19 protein-coding genes are annotated in these 21932 nt (G+C 39.4%); 14 read left to right on the forward strand and 5 right to left on the reverse strand.

What is annotated here, in order from left to right; all coding sequences use genetic code 11:
* Positions 1–70 precede the first annotated feature (70 nt).
* The 5 genes from CQA40_RS09160 to CQA40_RS09180 are packed head-to-tail and all read left to right on the forward strand — an operon-like array spanning position 71 to position 4442.
* Positions 71–997 (forward strand): UDP-galactopyranose mutase, encoded by a 927-nt coding sequence (locus CQA40_RS09160; RefSeq protein WP_115520546.1) that lies wholly within the window; start codon positions 71–73, stop codon positions 995–997.
* Positions 994–2112, forward strand: a complete 1119-nt coding sequence (locus CQA40_RS09165; RefSeq protein WP_115520547.1) for a glycosyltransferase family 2 protein — start codon at positions 994–996, stop codon at positions 2110–2112. Before CQA40_RS09160 ends, CQA40_RS09165 begins: the two co-directional genes overlap by 4 nt.
* Entirely contained in the window at positions 2091–3170 is a 1080-nt protein-coding gene (locus tag CQA40_RS09170; RefSeq protein WP_115520548.1) for a glycosyltransferase, read from the forward strand. The genes CQA40_RS09165 and CQA40_RS09170 overlap by 22 nt, the downstream gene beginning before the upstream one ends.
* A gap of 11 nt (positions 3171–3181) precedes the next feature.
* Positions 3182–4153 (forward strand): radical SAM protein, encoded by a 972-nt coding sequence (locus tag CQA40_RS09175; RefSeq protein ID WP_115520549.1) that lies wholly within the window; start codon positions 3182–3184, stop codon positions 4151–4153.
* Positions 4107–4442 carry a hypothetical protein gene (locus CQA40_RS09180; RefSeq protein ID WP_115520550.1) on the forward strand — a complete coding sequence of 112 codons (336 nt, stop codon included), beginning with the start codon at positions 4107–4109 and terminating at the stop codon, positions 4440–4442. Before CQA40_RS09175 ends, CQA40_RS09180 begins: the two co-directional genes overlap by 47 nt.
* A gap of 21 nt (positions 4443–4463) precedes the next feature.
* Here the strand turns inward: CQA40_RS09180 and CQA40_RS09185 are convergent, their stop codons facing one another.
* Together CQA40_RS09185 and carB are read right to left on the reverse strand one after the other, a co-directional pair.
* On the reverse strand, positions 4464–6350 hold the full coding sequence (locus CQA40_RS09185; RefSeq protein WP_115520551.1) for an AAA family ATPase: 1887 nt from the start codon (positions 6348–6350) through the stop codon (positions 4464–4466).
* A gap of 257 nt (positions 6351–6607) precedes the next feature.
* On the reverse strand, positions 6608–10225 hold the full coding sequence (gene carB / locus CQA40_RS09190; RefSeq protein WP_258864525.1) for a carbamoyl-phosphate synthase large subunit: 3618 nt from the start codon (positions 10223–10225) through the stop codon (positions 6608–6610).
* A 312-nt stretch (positions 10226–10537) separates the two neighbouring features.
* Between carB and CQA40_RS09200 the strand changes: the two genes are divergently transcribed.
* From CQA40_RS09200 to CQA40_RS09210, 3 genes are all read left to right on the forward strand, one after another.
* The gene (locus tag CQA40_RS09200; protein ID WP_258864526.1) at positions 10538–11218 is read left to right on the forward strand and encodes a response regulator transcription factor; all 681 of its coding nucleotides are present in this window, start codon (positions 10538–10540) and stop codon (positions 11216–11218) included.
* Positions 11205–13004 carry a HAMP domain-containing sensor histidine kinase gene (locus CQA40_RS09205; protein WP_181882903.1) on the forward strand — a complete coding sequence of 600 codons (1800 nt, stop codon included), beginning with the start codon at positions 11205–11207 and terminating at the stop codon, positions 13002–13004. Before CQA40_RS09200 ends, CQA40_RS09205 begins: the two co-directional genes overlap by 14 nt.
* 111 nt (positions 13005–13115) lie before the next feature.
* Complete coding sequence (locus tag CQA40_RS09210; protein WP_115520554.1) at positions 13116–13349, forward strand: hypothetical protein; 234 nt, start codon at positions 13116–13118, stop codon at positions 13347–13349.
* A 210-nt stretch (positions 13350–13559) separates the two neighbouring features.
* On the opposite strand, the gene CQA40_RS09215 is transcribed toward CQA40_RS09210, so the two are convergent.
* The gene (locus tag CQA40_RS09215) at positions 13560–13976 is read right to left on the reverse strand and encodes a hypothetical protein (protein WP_115520555.1); all 417 of its coding nucleotides are present in this window, start codon (positions 13974–13976) and stop codon (positions 13560–13562) included.
* A 571-nt stretch (positions 13977–14547) separates the two neighbouring features.
* Here CQA40_RS09215 and CQA40_RS11710 point away from each other — a divergent pair.
* The 6 genes from CQA40_RS11710 (at position 14548) to CQA40_RS09245 (ending at position 20226) form a co-directional block, all read left to right on the forward strand.
* Complete coding sequence (locus CQA40_RS11710) at positions 14548–18522, forward strand: Eco57I restriction-modification methylase domain-containing protein (RefSeq protein WP_258864527.1); 3975 nt, start codon at positions 14548–14550, stop codon at positions 18520–18522.
* A 30-nt stretch (positions 18523–18552) separates the two neighbouring features.
* Positions 18553–19131 (forward strand): TaqI-like C-terminal specificity domain-containing protein, encoded by a 579-nt coding sequence (locus tag CQA40_RS11715; protein ID WP_258864528.1) that lies wholly within the window; start codon positions 18553–18555, stop codon positions 19129–19131.
* A 39-nt stretch (positions 19132–19170) separates the two neighbouring features.
* On the forward strand, positions 19171–19386 hold the full coding sequence (locus tag CQA40_RS09230) for a hypothetical protein (protein WP_115520557.1): 216 nt from the start codon (positions 19171–19173) through the stop codon (positions 19384–19386).
* Positions 19383–19640: a type II toxin-antitoxin system RelE/ParE family toxin gene (locus CQA40_RS09235; protein WP_115520558.1), complete on the forward strand. Its 258-nt coding sequence runs from the start codon at positions 19383–19385 to the stop codon at positions 19638–19640. Before CQA40_RS09230 ends, CQA40_RS09235 begins: the two co-directional genes overlap by 4 nt.
* Positions 19641–19719: 79 nt before the next feature.
* Positions 19720–19953: a hypothetical protein gene (locus CQA40_RS09240; RefSeq protein WP_115520559.1), complete on the forward strand. Its 234-nt coding sequence runs from the start codon at positions 19720–19722 to the stop codon at positions 19951–19953.
* Positions 19954–20226 carry a type II toxin-antitoxin system YafQ family toxin gene (locus CQA40_RS09245; protein ID WP_115520560.1) on the forward strand — a complete coding sequence of 91 codons (273 nt, stop codon included), beginning with the start codon at positions 19954–19956 and terminating at the stop codon, positions 20224–20226. It abuts the gene before it with no gap.
* Positions 20227–20285: 59 nt separating this feature from the next.
* Here the strand turns inward: CQA40_RS09245 and pstB are convergent, their stop codons facing one another.
* Positions 20286–21041 (reverse strand): phosphate ABC transporter ATP-binding protein PstB, encoded by a 756-nt coding sequence (pstB, locus tag CQA40_RS09250; protein ID WP_115520561.1) that lies wholly within the window; start codon positions 21039–21041, stop codon positions 20286–20288.
* A gap of 18 nt (positions 21042–21059) precedes the next feature.
* Positions 21060–21923: a phosphate ABC transporter permease PstA gene (gene pstA, locus CQA40_RS09255; protein WP_115520562.1), complete on the reverse strand. Its 864-nt coding sequence runs from the start codon at positions 21921–21923 to the stop codon at positions 21060–21062.
* Positions 21924–21932: the final 9 nt, after the last annotated feature.

Here is a 21932-nt window from a genome sequence, read left to right on the forward strand (position 1 = left end):
TGAGATGTAGGTAGAGGGAGAGCGGGACGGAAGGTGTAATAGATGCGAAAACCCAGGCTAGTCGCGTGACATGGCACAAGGGAGAACCACTCACAGCATAAAATCCGCTAACGATTCACAAGAATCTAACTCTCTTGATTTACGAATCACAAACTCTCATAACTCTCCGCATTCCCACACCCCTCACGCTTCCCCCCACACTCCACTTACCACAAACTTCCTAACCCCACAACAAGCAAAAGAGATTATCGAATCCCAAAAAGCCAAAATTACCCACACCCCGCGCAATTTAGAGGAACAAGCAATCTCTCTTGTAGGGAATGACATTTATGAAAAGCTCATCAAAGGCTACACGCAAAAGCAGTGGGGCAAACCCTGCGCTGACTTACCACCAAGCATTATCCGCCGAATCCCCGTGCGATTTATCTATGACAATAATTATTTTAGCGACCCTTATCAAGGCATTCCCAAAGGTGGCTACACGCCTATTTTTGAAAAGCTCCTAGCACATTGCGAAGTAGAGCTAAATACGGACTTTCTAAGCGATAAAGAGTATTTCCACAAAATCGCCAAAAAGATTATTTTCACAGGGGCGATTGATAGCTACTTTGATTATACCTTTGGTGCGCTTGAGTATCGCTCTTTGCGCTTTGAAGAGCGGATTTTAGAGTGTGAGAACTATCAAGGCGTAGCGGTTATGAATTTTACCGACTTAGAGACTCCATACACGCGCATTATCGAGCATAAGCACTTTGAGTTTGTGCAAAGTCCTAGCACGATTTTAAGCATTGAGTTTCCGCTATCTTGGGACATAAGCAAAGAGCCGTTTTATCCTATCAATGATGAGAAAAACGCCGCCCTTTATGCCAAATACAAAGCCCTAGCCCAAAAGCACTCAAATATCATCTTTGGCGGACGACTTGGCGCATATCAATACTTTGATATGGATAAAATCATAGCAGAGGCGTTAAATCTAGCAAAAAAGGAGTTGCAATGACTAACCCCAAAATCTCTATCATTATCCCCACGCTAAATTCTGCGCACTATCTCAAAGAGTGCATAGACTCCGTGCTAAATCAACTCTTACGCGACATAGAAATCATAGTCGTAGATGCAAACTCCACTGATGGCACACTGCAGATTTTGCAAGATTATGCAAAGAGTGATTCGCGCCTTAGCCTTATCATAAGTGAACGCAAAAGCTATGGCTACCAGATGAATCTAGGCATTGCCAAAGCACAGGGCGAATATATCGGCATAGTCGAATCTGATGATTTCATCAAGCCCACAATGTTTGAGCGACTTTATAGCATAGCAAAGGCACAAGATTGCGATATAGTTAAAAGCGATATTTTGTGCTTCCACACGGATAATAACGCGTATAAATTCACACATACGCCCATAGTAAAGAATGCGCATTTTTGTGGTAAAAAACTCATTTTTGATTCACACTCGGATTCGCGATTAGATTCAAACCCAAAATCCATAAAAACCAAAATCGCCCTACTAAAAACCGCGTGGAAAATGAATCAAAGCAGTATTTTTAAGCGCGAATTTTTACAAAAGCACAGCATTAGATTTAACGAAACGCAAGGCGCGTCCTACCAAGACACAGGATTTTCATTTATCACTACGATTTTAGCAGATTCGCTTTACTTACTAGATGAGGCGCACTATTGCTACTGCACGGACAATGAATCTTCATCATCAAATGACAAAGGCAAAGTGTATTGCATTTGCGATGAGTATGACTATATAGCAAAATTTTTAGAGAGAGAAAACCTTATGAGCGTTTATAGTGGGCTATATCACTATTTAAGATTTTGCGGATATAGGTGGAATGTCGGGCGAATCGGCTTAGAATCAAAGCTAGAATTTCTATATAGATTCCAAAAAGATTTTGCGCATTTAAGCAAATCCCAAATCAAATCTTGTGGCTTTAAGTGGCATCAAAGGCGCAAATTAGCAAAGATTTTGGATTCGCCACGCGACTTTTACGCCGAGCTTTTAGAGCCAAAGCCCAAAGGCTTGTGGCGTAAAATCAAGCATTATTTTAAGCATTACATAAAAATCAAACATAAGGAGCAACAATGCAACCAAAAGTATCAATAGTAATCCCTTGCTACAATGTCGAGCGATATGTCCGCGAATGTATGCAAAGCGTGGTAAGCCAAACTTTGCAGGATATAGAAATCATCTGCATAAATGACGGAAGCACGGATAGCACGGGAGCGATTTTACGCGAATTTGCAAGGCAAGATAGTCGCATAAATCTCATCGAACAGCAAAACGGCGGATATGGCGTAGCGGTAAATCGTGGCATAGCACAAGCGCGGGGCGAATATATCGGCATAGTCGAATCTGATGATTTCATAAATCCTACAATGTATGAAAAACTCTACACAAAAGCAAGGCAAACAAATGCCGAGCTAGTGAAGTGCAACTTTTTTGTGTATGATTCGCACTCGCTAGAGAAAAATCATACTTACAATCCCAAATACCAAGACCTAAATCTAGCACCCAATTATGCCTTTAATCCGCGAGAGGAATTTAAGCAGATTTTCTTTTTTCACGCAAGTGTGTGGGCAAATCTATATGAATCCACATTTATAAAAAGTGTGAAGTTTTTTGAAAGCACAAAAGTCTATCAAGATTTGCCCTTTGCTATGGAGATTTTGGCAAAGGCTGACAAAATGGCTATTATCAAAGAGCCACTCTATCACTATCGGCTAGAGATAAATCAAGGCAATTCTACGCAATTCATCACGCCAGATAGGCTAATGCAAATGCTGGAAATGACAAAAGAGGCTTTGAGTGTGCTAATGCGTTATGGGATTTTAGAGGAAGTAAAAGAATATTTTTTCGCCCACGCGATGAGTCCAAATTATAGCTTTTACTACAAAACAAGCTCTAAGATATGGAAAACCTTTGCAAATGAAATGCGTGAGATTTTAGCCCACTATACAAATCCGCAATGGACTTACTTTGAGCCAAAAATCAAAAAATGGACACAAGCCATTATGCAGGGTAAAGTGCCAAAGCAAAGTTTCAAACAATATCGCAGAAAGGTATTTCGATTGCGTGTAAGGGACGGGGGAATCTACCTAAAACTAGGGAATTTTGAGTATAAAAAGGCATTTGCCACAAAACATCAAAAACACACCAAATAAGGAGCTACACAATGAATCATAAAGTGAAAAATAAAGACATTTTTAAAATACGCTATGTGAAAAATCAAATTTTTGAGCAAATTCGCGCAAATGATTTGCTAAATAATGGCTTTTTAAGCAAAGGCTATAAGCACGACATTTACGCACAGATAAAATCAAACCCACTTAAATCGCCCTACCTTGTAGCAGTGCTTTTTGCCCGAGCTGTTTATAAAAGCCTATATGCAAACTGCCACGCTTATCAAGTCAAGCGCAAAATCAAATCAAAGCCATACAAAGCATTTTATCTCGTGCCTTTGTATCTCGTGGCAAAAATCTTGCAAGTGAAAAATTGGGCGCGGTATAAAGTATTGCTTCGCTTTTGGCGTGGCAAGGTGGATATGCCCTACTTTGAGCTAGTGCTTACTACGCGCTGCACTCTACGCTGTGAATCCTGTGGGAATCTAATGCAGTATTTTAGTCCCAAAAACAACTATACCTGCACTTTGGAGGGAATCTTTGGCTTACTAGATAAGCTATTTAGCGTGATAGATTCTGTTACGCATATCAAAATCATAGGCGGAGAGCCTTTGCTTTTCAAAGACATTGTCAAAGTGGTAGAGAGGCTAGATAGTGAGCCAAAAGTCAAGTCATTTGGTATGGTAACAAACGGCACAATAAAGCTAAAAGAAAATCTACTCACCGCCCTTGCCAAATCAAAGAAATTTTGGCTTGATATTAGCGACTACTCCACTTCGCCAAATCTCAAAATCAAACTTTATCAAAAAGAGATTTTTAGCTCTTTAGAAACATATAAGATTCCCTATATCATTCGCTGGAATGACAATCCGCTAAGCTGGTGGGAGCCGGGCAAAATCTACAAACGAGGCAGAAGTAAAGAAAAAATCATAGAGAATTACCGCGCATGTATGATGCCCTGCGTAAGCGTGATGAGCAATGAAAGTCTGCCAAAATCTACTATTGGGGGGGGGGGGGCAGAATGAATCTAGCGATGAGAGCGGTGAGTTTTGCGCTAAAAAGCGTGGCATAGAATCTAAAGGGCAAATTTTCATCTGTCCTGTGGCTAGTTCGCTCTCTCGCCTAAAAGGGCTTGGCGAATTTAGCGGGGACTTTATCTCTCTTGATTCAAGACTTACAAAGAAAAAGTTTTGGGATTTTTACGCGCAGGACTTTTTCAAAGCGTGTGATTACTGCCACGATATGAGCAAAGGACGGACATATATCCCTATGGCAATACAGACAAATAAGACATTGGTGCTAAGCAAATCTTAAAAAACTATGCAAAACCTGATTTTACACGCTATTTATGTGATTTGTTAGGTTTTGCATTTGTGCTGTTTTGCTACTAAAAGACTTAAAATAATGCTCTATTCTATCAATAAGATTTTTGATTTCCTCAAAATCTTTATTTATATTTAGCGTTTTTATAATTTGCTTTGCAAAATTCTCTTTAGCAACAGCTCCATTGCTCTTTAATTTATATTTTACTTTGTCAAAATTGCTATCACTTGATGTGTAATATTTGCTTTTTTCTGTCTGTTTTTGTTTACTTAATTGAATAATAAAATCTTTCAATTCTAATTCCTCTACTAACTTGTTTTGTATTAAAATATTAAGTGGGTAAAGCATTTCAAATGGATAATTTTTAAGCCTAATCCTATCATCTTGTTTATCTATATTTTCTATATCTAGTGTATAAATTACTTTATATTTATTTTCAATATTATTGAAGGCATTGCAACCCTCTCTATCATAATCACACAAAAATAAAATCCCATCTTTTGAAATTTGTAATTTTTCAAAAGCAATGGCAAAATGTCGCATATTAGTAGCACTACCACAATTTATAATTTCAAAAGGAATTTTTTTATTTGAAAGTTTATAAAAATTTTCAATATGGAGTTTATCTAATTTTCCTTCTACCATAAGAGTAGGCTTGTTTGATTTTTGGATTTGTGCAACTACGCTCATAGCAGTATCAAAAGTCATAACACCATCTGATAATTTTTCTATTGCATCTTTTTTGTCAATTTTTCTAATATTTCCATTTTCCATAAAAAATAAATCTTTATCATCACAATAAGCAACGCTTGATAAACTATGCGTAGTCATAATCACTTGACAATCAAAATCTTTAACTACTACATTTTTTAAAATATAAATTAGCATTTTTGCCATTTTGGGATTTAGATGTGCATCTGGTTCGTCCAAAAGCAAAACCACAGAATCAAGAGTTGTATCCTCATATTGCCACATTATAAGGGAAATTATGATTTGTTCGCCTAAAGATAAGCTACTCATAGGAACTAGAGCGTTACTTTCTTTTTCTCTACAAATTAGTTTTATATTACCAGATTCAACCATTGCTATTTCTAATTCATACTTAGAATAATATTTTGTAAGTATTTGGTTGATTTTATCTAGTGGATTTTTTCCAAATTTTTTTTCTACCATTTTATAAATTTCTCTAACTAGTTTATCTTGATGTTGTTTTTCTAACCACCTTTTATAGTTTTCAAATTTAATAAAATAATTTCCAAATGTATCTATTAAAAGTTGTTCATCAAATATTACAGGTTTGGACTCTATATTTATGTCATTCACATTATTTATCAATTCATAAAATTCATCTTGTCCCATTTCTAGCAAAAGTTTCTCCTCTGTTATATTATGTCTTTCAAAAAAGTTTGAATATTTTTTTAGCATAGAGGTAATATTGTTTCTATAAGATTTTAAAATATTGCGTTCGCTATCATTAAGATTTGTGTAGTTTTTGTTTATAAAATCCATAAGTGAAATATCTTTATTATGGTATTGTTTAAAATATTTTTGTGCTACTATAAATATATTGTTTTCCTGTCTAAAATCTGTAATAATGTTATATAAATTTGCAAGAGGCATAACATATATATCATTTTTTGAATATGATTTATTCTCTAGCTTGATGCTATCAAAATATTTAATTACAAAGTCAATAGTGTTATGAAAAATATATTTATCATATTTTGTTTTTAATTCTAATGTAGAACAAATAAGGTTCATTTGTTCTAAAAGTGCTGTTTTCCCTGAGCCATTTTCTCCTGTTATTACTGCAAATCGTGGTATATTTTCCCACTTAAACCCTTTTTTGATATTTTTGTAATTTGCCTTTGCGTCAAGATTTGATATAAATTTTTCCAATGCTTTTTTTACTCCTTTCTAGGTTAATCGTTTTGTGATTTTGGATTATATATTTTTCCCAATTAAGAATGTTTAAATTTCATATTATTGTCAAAAAAACAAGATGATTTTTTGGTGTTTATTTTGTTCGTGTGTCAGCTCACATAATGAGCTATTTTAGACAATAATACTCAAGCCATATCACAAAGACTTACTGCTTTTTTTAGCCATTTTTTTTAAAAATATTTCAAGCCACACAATCTCACAAAAATGACATATTACATAAAATCCTGCAATGCTTTGGGGATATTGCTATCGTGTTGTTGGATTTCTTTTATTGATTCTGCGGCTGCCTCTGCAGCAGCGATAGTCGTAAAGTAAGGAATCGAGCTTTTTAGCACTTGTCGGCGGATAGATTTTGCGTCATTTGTGCTTTGCGCTCCATCGCTTGTGTTTATCACTAGGGCGATTTCTTTATTCATTATCAAATCTTTGATATTTGGGCGTCCCTCGCTTATCTTTAGCACACAAGAGATAGCAATCCCAGCTTCTTGTAAAATCCTATGTGTCCCTCTTGTCGCACACACGCTAAACCCTAGATTGATAAATTTACTCGCCACACTTAGTGCAAACTCTTTATCGCAATCAGCAAGAGAAATAAAAATCTTGCCCTCCTTTGGTAGAGTGTTTTTGCTCGCGTTTTGCGCTTTGGCAAAGCTAATCCCAAAGCGTGAAGAAATCCCCATAACCTCCCCCGTGCTTTTCATCTCTGGTCCCAAAATCAAATCCGCACCATTTAGCTTATTAAAGGGGAAAATAGATTCTTTGACGGAAATATGATTTAGTGTCTTGTGGCTTAGTGGCTTAGTAGTGAAGTCTATGCGGTTGTAGCTGTCATAAAATTTTAGTGCTTCGCGCAAAATACTTGTGGAATCTACCCACCCCCTAGCCCCACTCGTGCTAAGGGAGGGGGAATGTTTATTTTTGCTTGAATCTACAATTCTAGTATTTGCGGTGGTGCTTTGGGCAATCGCTTCGCCTTGCGAATGAGGCGCACTTGAGTGTGCGCCGCAGTGAAGCGAGGTGGAGGGATTACCCAAAAGCTCTGCTTTCTTTAGTAAAGACGAATTGCGCGCCACATTCCACATTACTCGTGTCGCAACCTTTGCTAGCGGAATCCCCGTAGCCTTACTCACAAAAGGCACGGTGCGCGAAGCGCGTGGATTTACCTCAATGATATATAGCGTGTCTTTGTGGATAGCGTATTGGATATTTAGTAGCCCTATGATTCCTAGCTCTAGGGCGATTTGCTCGGTTTTCTCACAAATCAATTTTAGCATTTTCTCATCTATGCTTATGCTAGGCAAAACACTCGTGCTATCCCCGCTATGCACGCCTGCTTCCTCGATATGCTGCATAATCCCACCGATATAGACTTCCTCCCCATCGCAAATCGCATCGACATCAAGCTCGGTAGCGTGGTCTAAAAACTTATCAATCAGCACAGGGCTATCCTCGCTCACTTTCACCGCCTCGTCCATATACACGCGCAGTTCCTCATCGCTCTGCACGATACGCATAGCCCGCCCACCTAGCACATAGCTTGGGCGCACAAGCACGGGATAGCCGATTTTGTGCGCTATGTCAAAGGCTTCATCTTTGCTTACAGCAGAGCCGTTTTGGGGTTGATTTAGGCTTAGCTTTTGCGCAAAGGCGGCAAATTTTTCTCTATCCTCCGCCGTGTCGATTACAGAAGCCTTTGTGCCGATGATGTTCGCTCCGATTGTAGTGAGATTTTTGGCAAGTTTCAAAGGCGTTTGCCCGCCAAAATGCACGATGATTCCATCGGGCTTCTCTCTCTCCACCACAGAGCGCACACGCTCAAAGTCGATAGGCTCAAAATACAGCGTATCGCTCGTGTCATAGTCCGTGCTGACAGTCTCTGGATTGCAGTTATACATTATGCTTTGCACGCCCAAGTCTTTGAGCGCGAAGCTAGAATGCACACAGCAGTAGTCAAACTCAATTCCCTGCCCGATTCTATTTGGTCCCCCACCGATGATTAGCACTTTACGCGCATTGTCTTTTTGTGATAAAGATTCGTGCGAATCGGCAATGCTTGATTCCACAATTCTAGTATTTGCGGTGGTGCTTGTGGAGTTTTTGCTAGATTTTGGGAGTGAGCTAGACTTAAGTGTCTGCGAACTCTCAAAATCTAGCAAATCTGCGCAATGATTACCCGAAGACGAATTGCCCAACGGATTGCAAGGAATTGTTGAGTATAGATATGGCGTCAACGCCTCAAACTCCGCCGCACAAGTATCCACCTCCTCATACCGTGCCACCACGCCCATCTCCTTTCGCGCCATATAGATTTCGCCCTCGCTCACCTCCACGCCCTCATTTTGCGCCAAAAGCCTCGCTAACATTTTATCGCTAAAGCCCTGCGATTTGAGGTTGCGCATAGCTTGAGAGTCGCGCAAGATTTCACTTTTTACACGCCCTTCCTCGCGCACTAGCTCATAGATTTGGGATAAAAACCACTTATCAATGTGGCTTAAATCCGCCACTTCATCGATGCTAAGCCCAAGCCTAAAGCAATCGGCAACATAAAGGATTCGACTAGCATTTGGACGGCGCGTTTCCCTCTTTGCTAGCTCAATATCGCTTGTGATACTATCAAAGCCACAAAGTCCATTCTCCAAGCTACACAACGCCTTTTGCAAGCTCTCTTTGAAGCACCCGCCAATCGCCATAACCTCGCCGATAGACTTCATCGAAGTAGTAAGCGTAGAATCCGCTAGGGGGAATTTCTCAAACGCAAAGCGCGGGATTTTGGTAACGATATAATCAATGCTTGGCTCAAAGCTCGCGGGCGTGCCTGTAATGTCATTGCTAATCTCATCAAGGCTAAAGCCAACGGCAAGCATTGTGGCGACTTTGGCTATGGGGTAGCCTGTGGCTTTGCTCGCAAGCGCGGAGGAGCGCGATACGCGCGGGTTCATCTCTATGACCGTCATTCGTCCGTTTTTAGGATTTATGGCAAATTGCACATTGCTCCCGCCCGTATCCACGCCGATTTCACGCAGGATTTTGAAGCTCGCATCACGCATTCGCTGATACTCTTTGTCTGTGAGCGTGAGCGCGGGAGCGATAGTGATAGAATCGCCCGTATGCACGCCCATAGGGTCTAGATTCTCGATGCTACACACGATTATGCAGTTATCATTTTTATCGCGGATTACCTCCATTTCAAATTCTTTCCACCCTAGCAGACTTTCTTCGATGAGAATCTCATTTATCGGGCTTGCCTCTAGCCCCGCTTTTGCGAGAGCCTTAAACTCCTCGATATTATACGCCACGCCACTGCCACCACCTGCGAGCGTGTAGCTTGCGCGAATGATAAGCGGGAAGCCGATATTTTGCGCCGCTTGCTCTGCCTCTTCCTCATTGTAGGCATAATGACTCTTTGGCAAGTCCATTCCTATCTTTAGCATCGCTTCTTTAAACGCCTGTCTATCCTCGCCCTTTTTGATTGCAGCGGGATTTGCACCCAAAAACTTTACCCCATCTAGTGCCCCGCTTTCATACATTTCCATTGCGACATTAAGCGCGGTTTGTCCGCCCATAGTAGGCAAAATCGCATCAATCTTTTCTTGTGCGATAATATTTGTGATGACTTCTTTGGTGATAGGCTCGATATAAGTGCGGTGGGCAAAATCAGGGTCAGTCATAATCGTAGCGGGATTGGAGTTGATTAACACCACGCGGTAGCCCAAGTTTTTGAGCGTCTTTGCAGCTTGCGTGCCAGAGTAGTCAAACTCACACGCCTGCCCGATGACAATGGGTCCAGAGCCAATAAGTAAGATATTTTTAATGTCAGTGCGTTGTGGCATTTGAAGTCCTTTTGAAGTTCTTGGGGAATGATTTTATTACTATTTGTGTGGCGTTTTTTGCGTTTGGAATTTGCTTTTTGCGCTACTCTTTATTTTTTGCAAAATTTCAAAATTTTATACAAAATGGGCTTAAATTGTGTTTAGATTCTACAAAGATTCTCAAATGCCAAACACAATGCAAAAATCAAAATGTAAAATCTTTGTAAAATCTTAGCGTTTTTGCGCATTTTGCAAGCAAAGTAGTGTATAGTATAGGGACAAATCTAGCCTATAATACAGCAATAGATTTTGCAAGGTTTTGGAGTAAAAAATATGTCTAAAAATATTGTCTATATTTTAGAAGATGACCAAAGTATCGCCGAGCTAGTCGCCTACGCGCTAAAAAATCAAAATATGCACTCACTCATTTTTGAAAACGCACAAAGCCTCTATAACGCGCTTGAAAAAGAGGTTTGTCAAGTCTTAGTGTGTGATATTATGCTGCCAAATGAAAGCGGGCTTAGTGTGATAAAGACTTTGAGGGCAAATCAAAAATACAAAGGCATTTCTATCATCATTTTAAGTGCGCTAGGTAGCGAGTATGACAAAATAAACGGACTTGATTTGGGCGCAGATGACTATCTCACAAAGCCATTTTCAGCACTAGAGCTAATCGCTAGAATCAAAGCCCTTTTGCGCCGAAATACAAAAAAGCTAGATGACACCCTCCAATACAAAGGACTAAAAATCCTACCAAATTCACACAAAGTAAGCATAGATGAATCCCATATCCGCCTTACCAAAAAAGAATTTGAGCTTTTGCTTTTGCTCTTTAGCAATCAAAACAATATCTTTAGCAAAGATGATTTACTAGAATCTATCTGGGGATATAGCGTGGATAACACTCGCACTGTGGATATGCACATAAGCTCCTTGCGCACAAAGCTTGGCACTTATGGCAAATGTATAAAAAACATTCGCTCGGTGGGATATGTATTTGATGAGATTTCCTAAACCAAAAAGCCTATCTTTTAGGCTTGTGGTTGTGATTTTTTTGCTTATCGTGTCTGTGCAGTTGCTTAGCATAGTCATTAGCGCGGTGTTTTTGCACCAAAAACACCAAGAGGAAGTGTTTAGGGATTTAGAAGAGTATGCAAACTCATTTGACAAAGCCTTTAGCCCAAATGTTGATTCTGCCTATCGTGTGAGTATTATCTCTTTGCAAGGGGAAGTGCTTTTTGACAACAAAATCGACATACGCACGCTTGATAATCACTTAGAGCGCGAAGAAGTGCAAAATCTACTTCAAGGCAAAAGCCACAAATCCCTGCGGCTATCAAACACAGAGCATAAAGAAAATCTATACTTCACAAAATTTATTTCCCCGCAAAGCGACTTTGCGGATAGTGGCATTTTTGGCAAATTTAAAAACAACCACCAACAAAACAAACCCCAAAAAGTCATACTGCGCATAAGCAAGCAAAAAGATTCTCTCTACCTAAAAAATTTCGCTTCACTTTTTGCCACACTGCTGTTTTTTAGTGCGATTGCAAGCGTGATTTTAGGTGTTTTGCTATCAAGGCTTATCACAAACCCTATCAAAAATATCAATCTCTCCCACCCTATAAAAACCAATCCTTATGCCGAGCTACACATATTTATGCAGCAAATCTCCAAGCAAAAAAAGAAAATCAAAAAACAGCTAAAATCCATAAAACAAAGCAAATTACAATTTGACATAATCACAAAAAATATGAACGAGGGATTTTTAGTCCTTGATAGCACGGGCAATATTACCCAAAGCAACGCCAAAGCCTTGCAGATTTTGCGACTAACGCCTTATAATCAGCATATCAATATTTTCGCGCTTATGAGTGATTTTACCCGCGCGATAAAAGAAAGCATAGATTCAAGCAATCAAACCTTTGAGATAAGCATAAATGAGTATTTTTTGCAAGTCATTTGTATGCCTATTTTTATCAAAGACAAGCTAAAAGCAATCATCATTTTGCTATTTGATAAAAGTCTGCAAAAAGATATTTTTGAGCTACGCAAGGAGTTTAGCTCCAATGTAACCCACGAGCTAAAAACGCCACTCTCTGCCATACTCGCAAGTAGTGAAATGCTTTGCAATGGGCTTGTGCTAGATAAAGATAGAGATGAGTTTATCGCTAGGATTTATAGCGAGTCAAAGCGACTTTTGACGCTCATTGACAAAATTTTAAAAATTTCGTTTTTGGACTCATCGCTTGAGAGAAGCGCGAACTGCCCACAAAAAGAGCGTGTAAATCTACCAAATCTCATCGCAAATATCTTGCCAAATCTGCAAAATCTAGCAAAGGACAAAAACATAAAAATTGATTTTGAGATTTTGGGCAATCACGATTCACGAATCGCGAATCGTGATTTAGAAAAATCACAAGATTTTGAAGTGCAAAAATTTGAAGTATTGGGTATCCCTGCTTTGCTTGAGGATATGGTTTATAACCTTAGCGAAAACGCTATCAAATACAGCCCCAAAGGTAGCGAAGTGGTAATCACCCTAAAGAGTGATGAAAATAGCACTATTTTAAGCATAAGTGATAATGGCATAGGCATCGCACCAAGTGAGCAAGAGCGCGTTTTTGAGCGATTTTATTGCATAGATAAAAGTCGTAGCAAAAAGCTAGGTGGCAACGGACTAGGACTAGCCATAGTCAAGCGCGTAGCTAAAATCCACAACGCCACAATCACGCTAAATAGTGAGCTAGGCAAAGGCAGCGAGTTTGTGATAACATTTGCAAAAATGGCGAATCTATAAAAGTATATTTTTACCACATTCCGCCACTCAAAATTTTGCATCATTCGACTTAGGGCAACGATTTTGCAAAAGACAGAGATGATTTAAAAAAGCCTAAAGACAAGCCTTGCAATGACAAAAAGCATTTTCATACTAAGGTTTCGCAAAAACCAAAGTATCCAAAAATGCAAAAGTATCCAAGCAGACAAACATAAATGCGCAAATTCATTTAGATATTCCACTTGCGCTCAATATGACAATCTTAATAGTTTCCTCCTTACTAGCGATAACAAACCAATTATTCTCCCACTCATTTGCGAACGCAAGCAAGTCAATCAGTTCCCCCTCCCCTACGAGTGGGCATAAAGCGATTTCTAAAAAAGAGGGAATGAGGGGTTATCATTTTTGGATACCTATAAAGCAAGAGGGCAATCGCTAGGTTGTGAAGTGCTATGCAAATGGAAAGGATAGATTTAGCGGGGAGGAGTTTGTGGGCGAGGATATTATAAACGGTGTGATGGATAGGCTAAGGGGTAGTTGTGGAGTTTGAATGTAAAATCTTTAGTAAAATATCTACTATCTAGTTAAAAAATGCAAAATCAAGCCACCAACAACAGTTGCAACAATGCCAATAATAATTTTTGACAATACAGATTTTATTTTTGGTGAGATTCTGTATGATTTGGTGTTTTCATTTTGGATTATATCTTGTTGATTTTCTAAATTTTTGACAAATTCTATTCCTTCCCTAGTGATTTCTATATTTAAGATATATACTTTATCGCCATTCATTCCTTGTATAGGCTTTCCTATACCTGCAATATACCCTTGTTCTTGTAGGAATTCTAAGCAATGTTCATAATCTAATCTTTCTTTTGTATTCGCTATGTAAAAGCCACCATCTTCCCCAATCGGTACTTTCTTTAGCCCACCACAAGATGATTTATAAATTCCCTGCAAGATATGTATATGCCGTTCATCCAAGTAATTCATTTTTGCTATTGCTTATTTGAATTTATCTAGCATAAGAGTAGCAAAACTCTAATCCCTACCAACAGCATAAGCCACATAAAGTAGCGAGCCAAAAAACGCAATAAAAGCAAATACCACAGCAACCACACCAATCATTTTAGTCTCCTTAATTTTTTTACATATTTTAGAAAATACTTCACACAAATGCAAATCATAGCCACAAGAAACACACAAGCTAATACTGTGCACACAACAAGTAGTAAATCATACTCTTTATAATGAATCGCCGTATAACCAAATATAGCAAATAGCGTAGTTATAAGCAAAATAATAATAGCTTGAAAAATACTAATTCTAGCCTTGATTTCGTCTTTTTTACTCATAAATCAATCCTGCTTTTGATTTGGAATATTATAGCTAAGCAACAACAAAAACGACAATGTTAAATAACCACGAGTGAAATAATTGTAATACTTTGCAACTTATGCTCAACTTAAGATTCCACGATTTTTGATAATCCACACTACAAAAATCAGAAACACAATTTTGTATTGTATAATTTGGTTTCCCATTGATTTCACAAAGGACAACGATGATTTACAAACATATCGCTTTAGATGAGTTCATTAAGGGGGGGGGGCAGTATAGAGATTTAGTTCCTAGTGAGGATTTGAGCGAGTTTGCAAGCGCGATTGCCACTATGACAAAAGAGGCACAAAAAGATGATAGCGAAGAATTCCAAAAGAATGTAATCGCGCAGTTTTTATCCACCACCTTTGATTATGTGTGCAACACGCGCGGTAAGGTGGATTTGGCGATTTATGATGATGAGATTCCAAAGGTGCTTTTTGAAGTCAAAGCCACAGGCAACAAAGCGGAGTTTGTAAAAACACCAGATTCGTCATTGCGAGGCGTTGCAAACGCCGAAGCAATCCAAAATGAAAGTGTGGATTGCCACGAATCTCATAGAGATTCTCGCAATGACAAGTGGGGATTGGAGTCCAAAGCCCTTTATGAAAGCATTTTATACTACTTACGAGAATGGCATAAGCATAAAAATAACGACATAAAACACATTATCCTTTGCACTGCAAAGGAATTCTATATCATCAAAGCAACAGATTACCATAGACTTTTTGCCAAAAATAAGGACATAGAGAGAGCGTATAATAATTGCGATTTCAATCAGGGCAACGACACAAGCACAGCGCAATTTTACAAGCAAGTAGAAGCTATCATAAAGGACATAGAGGGACAAGTAGAGTTTTATTACATAAATGTCGAATCCGCTCTAAACAATCAAAACGACTTAGCCCTATTTTACGCGCTTTTATCGCCAAGTGTTTTGCTACAAATCCCGCGCTATATCGATGCAAACACACTAAATGAGCGATTTTACAAAGAGCTACTCTATATTTTGGGCTTAGTGCAAGTCGAGCAAAACGGCAAGGCATTGATTTTGCCAAGCACCACGCAAAACACGCTACTTTATTCAATCAAGCGCGACTTTGCCGACAAACTGCCACGCGAATCAAGCCAAGATTCAAGCGATTCAAACGCTCTAGATTCACGACAAAATGCTCTAGATTTGAGCGATTTAGCCCAAAGCCACAAGGGCGAATCAACCCAAAATCCAAACCACCCACACAAAAATAGCCACGATTCAACCGACATTTTCGACTCCCATATTTTCCCGCTTATTATGCTGTGGAACAACCGCATTTTATTTTTGCGCTTACTTGAATCAATGCTTTTAAGTTTCCGCCACATTGACAAGCCCTTTTTAGACATTAGCATTTTGCGCGATTTTGGTGCGCTAAATACGCTATTTTTCAAAGTCCTAGCGGTGAAAAATCGCGCCGACATTCCGCCAAATCTAGCAAATATCCCTTATCTAAATTCTAGCCTTTTTGAGAAATCCGCGCTTGAATCACAAGGCTTTGAAATCGCCACTCTGCAATCAAAACCGCTAAAAATCGCGCCAGATTCAATCCTGCGCCGTGATAAAACTTTGCGCGAGAGATACATAGACAAAGATGATTCACTACCATTGCTAGAGTATTTATTCGCATTTTTGCACGCTTATGATTTCACAACCACGCCAAGCGATGTGCAAAACTACGCCAAGACAAACCACGATAAGCTCATAAACTCCGCCGTTTTGGGGCTAGTCTTTGAAAAGCTAAATGGCTACAAAGAGGGCTCTTTCTACACGCCTAGCTTTATCACGCGCTATATGTGCGAGAGCTCGATTCGCAAAATCGTGGTGGAGAAATTTAATAGCGCAAATCCACAATGGCAATGCAAAACCCTAGCCGACATAGAGTATGAAATCCACCGCGAAATCCGCCAAGCTAGAAATACGCCAGATTTGTCATTGCGAGGCAGTGGCGATAGCTACAACAAAGCGTCTGTGCGAAGCACCGACCCACACTTGCAAATCCAATCCTATTGTCATTCTGAGGGAGCGAAGCGACCGAAGAATCTACGAATCAAAAGCGAATTTTTGGATTCTTCGCCTACGGCTCAGAATGACAAATCTTTTGTGGATTGCCACGATTTAAAAAGTCCCCTCCCCTGCGGAGGGGATTTAGGGGTGGGTAAATCCACACAACGCGCAGATTCTCGCAATGACGGGTTTGTAAGCGATTCTCACAATGACAGCACAAAAGAGATTCTAAGCAAATACAACAAAATCTTTCTCTCTATCCGCATTTGCGACCCTGCAGTGGGGAGCGGACACTTCCTAGTCTCCGCGCTAAATGAGCTTATCGCCATAAAAAGTGAGCTAGGATTACTGCTAGATTGCGAGGGAAGGCGACTTAGCGACATTGACTTAGTGCTAGAAAATGATGAGTTACTTATCAAAGATTCGCTAGGAAACGCACTAGATTATCGCATTCCCGCACACGAGGGCATAGAGGCGCATAAAATCCAAAAGGCGATTTTCTACACCAAAAAAGAGCTTATCGAAAACTGCCTTTTTGGCGTGGATATAAACCCAAATTCCGTAGAAATCTGCAAACTGCGCCTTTGGATAGAGCTACTCAAATACAGCTATTATGAAAATATCGCCACAAAAGAGCTACAAACTTTGCCAAATATCGATATAAACATAAAGTGTGGCAATTCGCTAGTGTCAAACATTGCGTTAAATATCAGCAAAGAAAAGTTAGAAGCACAGCTTAAAAGCCTACTTGACAAAGATAGAAAACTAGGCGAATCAAACGAGGAAGCCAACGAAATAAAAGCGATTTTGCACGATTTGAAAGTCAAACTACCCGAGCAAATAGAGTCCTACAAAAAAGCTACAAATGCCTACAAAAACGAGACAAACCGAGATTTAAAAACAATACACAAAAACAACATAGAATCTGCAAAAGATTTTATTCTCTCTCTTTTTGTCAAAACAAATCCCCAATATCGAGAATTTAAAAGCATTTTTGCAAAGTATCTAAAAACCTACGGATATGGAGGCATAGACAATATAAAAGTGCCAAAGCAAAATCAACAAGAGCTAGAAAAATGGTGTAACAAGCTAAATACTTACCTTATAGATTTTAATTATCACAAAACGCTTGATATTCCCAAACAAAAAACGGGTTTGGTATATGATGAGTTTTTGGCTTTGGTAAAATCTATGAATGCCTATGAACTTATCAAAACACAAGCAAGGGAATATTTTGAATGGCGATTTGAATTCCCCGAAGTTTTGAACGCAGAGGGCGACTTTATGGGATTTGATTTGATTATCGGCAATCCACCGTATATAAGACAAGAGGAAATCAAAGAGCTAAAGCCACATTTGCAAAAATCTTTTAGCATTTACTGCGGGACAGGCGACATTTACACTTATTTTTACGAGCGGGGGCATAGTCTGCTTAAAGCTAAGGGCATTCTTACCCTAATCACTTCCAATAAATTCTGCCGTGCGGGATATGGCGCGAATCTTCGGGCATTTTTATTGCAAAGTGTGATTTTGGATTTTGTGGATTTAAACGGCGTAAAAGTCTTTGACAAAGCCACAGTGGATACCTGCATAGTCAATCTATCTAAGCAAAAGCCCACCAAATCCCACGCACTAAACTACGCCAATCCAAATGCCAAAGACTTATCCACTATAAGTTACAGCCAAATCCCCCAAGATTCGCTCTCAAGCGAGGCATTTATCTTTGTAGATTTGCCCACACTCGCACTCAAGCAAAAGATAGAGCAAATCGGCACTCCGCTAAAAGAGTGGGATATTGAGATAAATTACGGCATAAAAACAGGCTACAACGAAGCCTTTATCATCGATACTGCGACAAGGGATAGGATTTTGGCAGATTGTGATGACAGCGACAAATCCCGCAAACCTTTTCTTGCTAGTGGCGACTCCGAATCTTCCCCCTCCCTTGCGCGTGGTAATTCTAAAGATTCCCCCTCCCTTGCGGAGGGGGCTAGGGGGTGGGTAAATCTCACCGAAAAAGAGCGCACCGCACAAATCATCAAGCCCATCTTACGCGGACGCGACATAAAGCGATACAGCTACGAATGGGCGAATCTGTGGCTTATATTTCTATCGTAGCATTTTCCAAACACACAAAATCCAAAGTCAATGGACGAAAATGAAAAAGATTTAGCGCAACTCTACCCAAGCCTTTATCGGCATTTACTAAAGCACAAAGATAATCTATCCAAGCGCAACAAAGCCGAGACGGGAATCCGCTATGAATGGTATTGTATGCAACGCTATGGCGCGAATTATTATGAGGACTTTGATAAAGAAAAAATATCGTGGCAACGAGTTACGCAAGAACCTAGTTTTATTTTAGAAAATGATTTTTATCTTTTGGATTCTATGGCGTTTTTGGTAAGCGATTCAAAGCAAGAATTGCGTTATCTTTTGGCTTTTTTAAATTCAAAGGCGGTGTTTTGGTATTTTAAAAATATCGGGCATTTGTATAGCGATAAGGGCTTTTTATTGTCAAATCAATATGTAGCAAAATTTCCTATCCCAAAAATAAACGCCAAAAATCAAAAAATCGCAGATAAGATTGCGAATCTAGTCGATAAGGTTTTGGAAACAAAAGCACAGGGCAAAGATTCAACCCAATCCGAATCCCAAATCGATGAGCTAGTCTATCGACTCTACGACTTAACCCACGATGAAATCCAAATCATAGAATCAAAATAAATGTGCTACAATATGCCAAATCTTACTAAAGGAAAAACTATGATTGTAGAGCTACCAGAGGAAGTGCAAAGCACATTTGCCACCATAGCACAAGAGAGAAATACTACCAAAGAGCTACTAGCCAAAGAAGCGATAATAGAGTGGATACAAGACTTTGAGGACGCTAGAGAAGCTGACAAAGCCCACGAGGAATTTATGCGAGATAGTGAAGTCATTTTGGCAAATGATTTGTATAAAGATTTGGGCTTAAAATGAGATTTGCCTACACCAAGCAATCTCTAAAATCCTTTTCCAAGCTAGATAAAACCACACAGCAAAGAATCGCAAACTTTACCCAAGAACTCGAATTGCTAGAAAATCCACGCATAAAAGGCAAAGCACTAAAGGGCGAATTAAGCGAATATTGGCGGTATCGTGTGGGGGATTATCGCCTTGTGTGTGAGATTTTTGATGATAAAATGTTAATTTTGTGCATCAAAGTGGATAAGCGAGACAGCGTTTATAAATAACCCTCTATCAAGTGCAACACCACACTTTTGAGCGCATTTATGCTACAATACGCAAAAATCTAAAACAAGGAATCTACAAATGAGCACTTTAGTGATAGAAAATGTCAAAGATGAGTTTCTCCCTGCGTTTAAGGCACTTAGCAAGGCGATGAATGCAAAATGTAGGGTCGAAAAAGGCAAAAAACCAAAACTCACAAAATTTGAAAAAGGGATTTTAAAGGCAAAGGCAGAGGTTGAGTCTGCGCGTAAAAACGGCACATTGCGGACTTTTAGTAGCGCGAAAGAAGCCTTTAAAGACGCTGGACTCATCTAAATGTATAAAATCCACTTAACAAAGAGTTTTAAAAAAGACGCAAAAAGCCTTAGTGTAGCGGATAAAGAGCTGACTATGGAGCTAATAGATAAACTCGCAAAGGGCGAAACACTAGAGCCAAAGCACAACGACCACGCGCTAAGTGGCAATCTGCAAGGCACTAGAGAGTGCCACATAAAGCCAGATTTGCTACTAATCTATGAAAAATTTGATGATATTTTACAGCTAAATGCCTTGCGTGTGGGAAGCCATAGCAAACTTTTCAAAAAGTAAAATTTATAAGATTCGCCACCTTTGCAAAAATACTCACGAATCTAGAATTTTGCCAAATCCTACCCAAATCTCCCCGCGATATAGTCTCTTGTCTTTTTCTCTTTTGCTTCATCGCTAAAGATGATTTTAGTTTTGTTAAATTCCACCATTTCGCCTAGCCAAAAAAACGCCACTTTGTCGCTGATACGCATTGCTTGCTGCATATTATGCGTAACTATGATTATGGTGTATTTGGAGCGCAAATCTTTGATAAGCTCCTCGATTTTAAGCGTAGAAATCGGGTCAAGCGCACTTGTAGGCTCATCCATCAAAATCACCTCTGGATTTATCGCCAAAGCCCTAGCGATACACAGCCTTTGCTGCTGTCCACCGCTAAGCGATAGCGCGGAAGTCTGCAGTCTGTCCTTTAGCTCATCAAATAGCGCGACATTTTTTAGGCATTTCTCTACGATTTCATTTAGTTTGGTTTTGTCCTTGATTCCGTGTGTTTTGGGACCAAATGTTAGATTTTCATAGATACTCATAGGAAATGGATTTGGCTTTTGAAATACCATTCCCACCTTTTTGCGAAGTAGATTGACATTGTAATTTTTGTAGATATTTTTATCATTTAGCAAAATCTGCCCTTTGATTTTGCAGTTTTCTACCAAGTCATTCATACGATTTAGACTTTTTAGCAAAGTCGATTTTCCACAGCCACTAGGACCGATAAACGCGCTTATCTCGTTTTCTTGCAATTCCAAATTGATATTTTTTAGCGCACGAAAATCCCCATAATACAAATTCATATCTTTGATTTTAAATGCAACGCCCATTTTTCACTCCTTTTTTACTTATTTCGCACCAAATCGCTTGATTGCCACATTTGAAAGCAGGTTGATTCCCACCACGATAAACAATAACACTACCGCCGTAGCATAAGCCTGCTCGATGAACTGCCCCTCACTCAAAAGCGCGTAGAGATGCACACTTAGTGTCCGCCCAGAGTCGCCTACCCCTGCTACCTTTGCCACGCTCCCAGAAGTATAAAGCAATGCCGCGCTCTCCCCTATGATACGCCCTATACTTAAAATCACGCCACTTAGTATCCCACTCATCGCGCAAGGCAAAACCACCACAAAAATCGTGCGTAGTTTCCCTGCTCCAAGCGCGAAACTACCCTCTTTATAAGCCTGTGGCACAGACTTTAGCGACTCTTGCGTAGCAGTCAAAATCAATGGCAAAATCATTACCGCCAAAGTAAGCGCACCGGAGAGCATACTCACACCCATTTTAAAATAAATCACAAAAGCCAAAAATCCAAAAAGTCCATACACAATGCTAGGAATCCCAACTAGCACTTGCGAAGCCAAATTTATAAGCGCGACTACTAAGCTAGTGTTTTTAGCGTATTCTTGCAAAAAAATCGCACCAAAGATTCCAAAAGGCAGTGCAAAAACCAAAGATAGCAAAATCATAAAAACCGTGTTGATTATCGCAGGTGTCATCGAAGCATTTAAAGTAGAGTATTCAAACTCAAAAATCTTTAGGCTTAGATGCGGAATGCCTTTGATTAAAATATAGCCCACGATTAGCGCGATAGTGGCAAGTGTGAAAAACACGCCGATATAAATAATAGCGCGTAAAAATAGCGACAAGAAATCCTGCGATTTTATGGTAGCTATCATTTGCTTGTCGATTTTTTCTTTAAATCCCATTTTTAGCCC

The sequence above is a fragment of the Helicobacter sp. MIT 01-3238 genome (assembly GCF_003364135.1).
Lineage (GTDB): Bacteria > Campylobacterota > Campylobacteria > Campylobacterales > Helicobacteraceae > Helicobacter_B.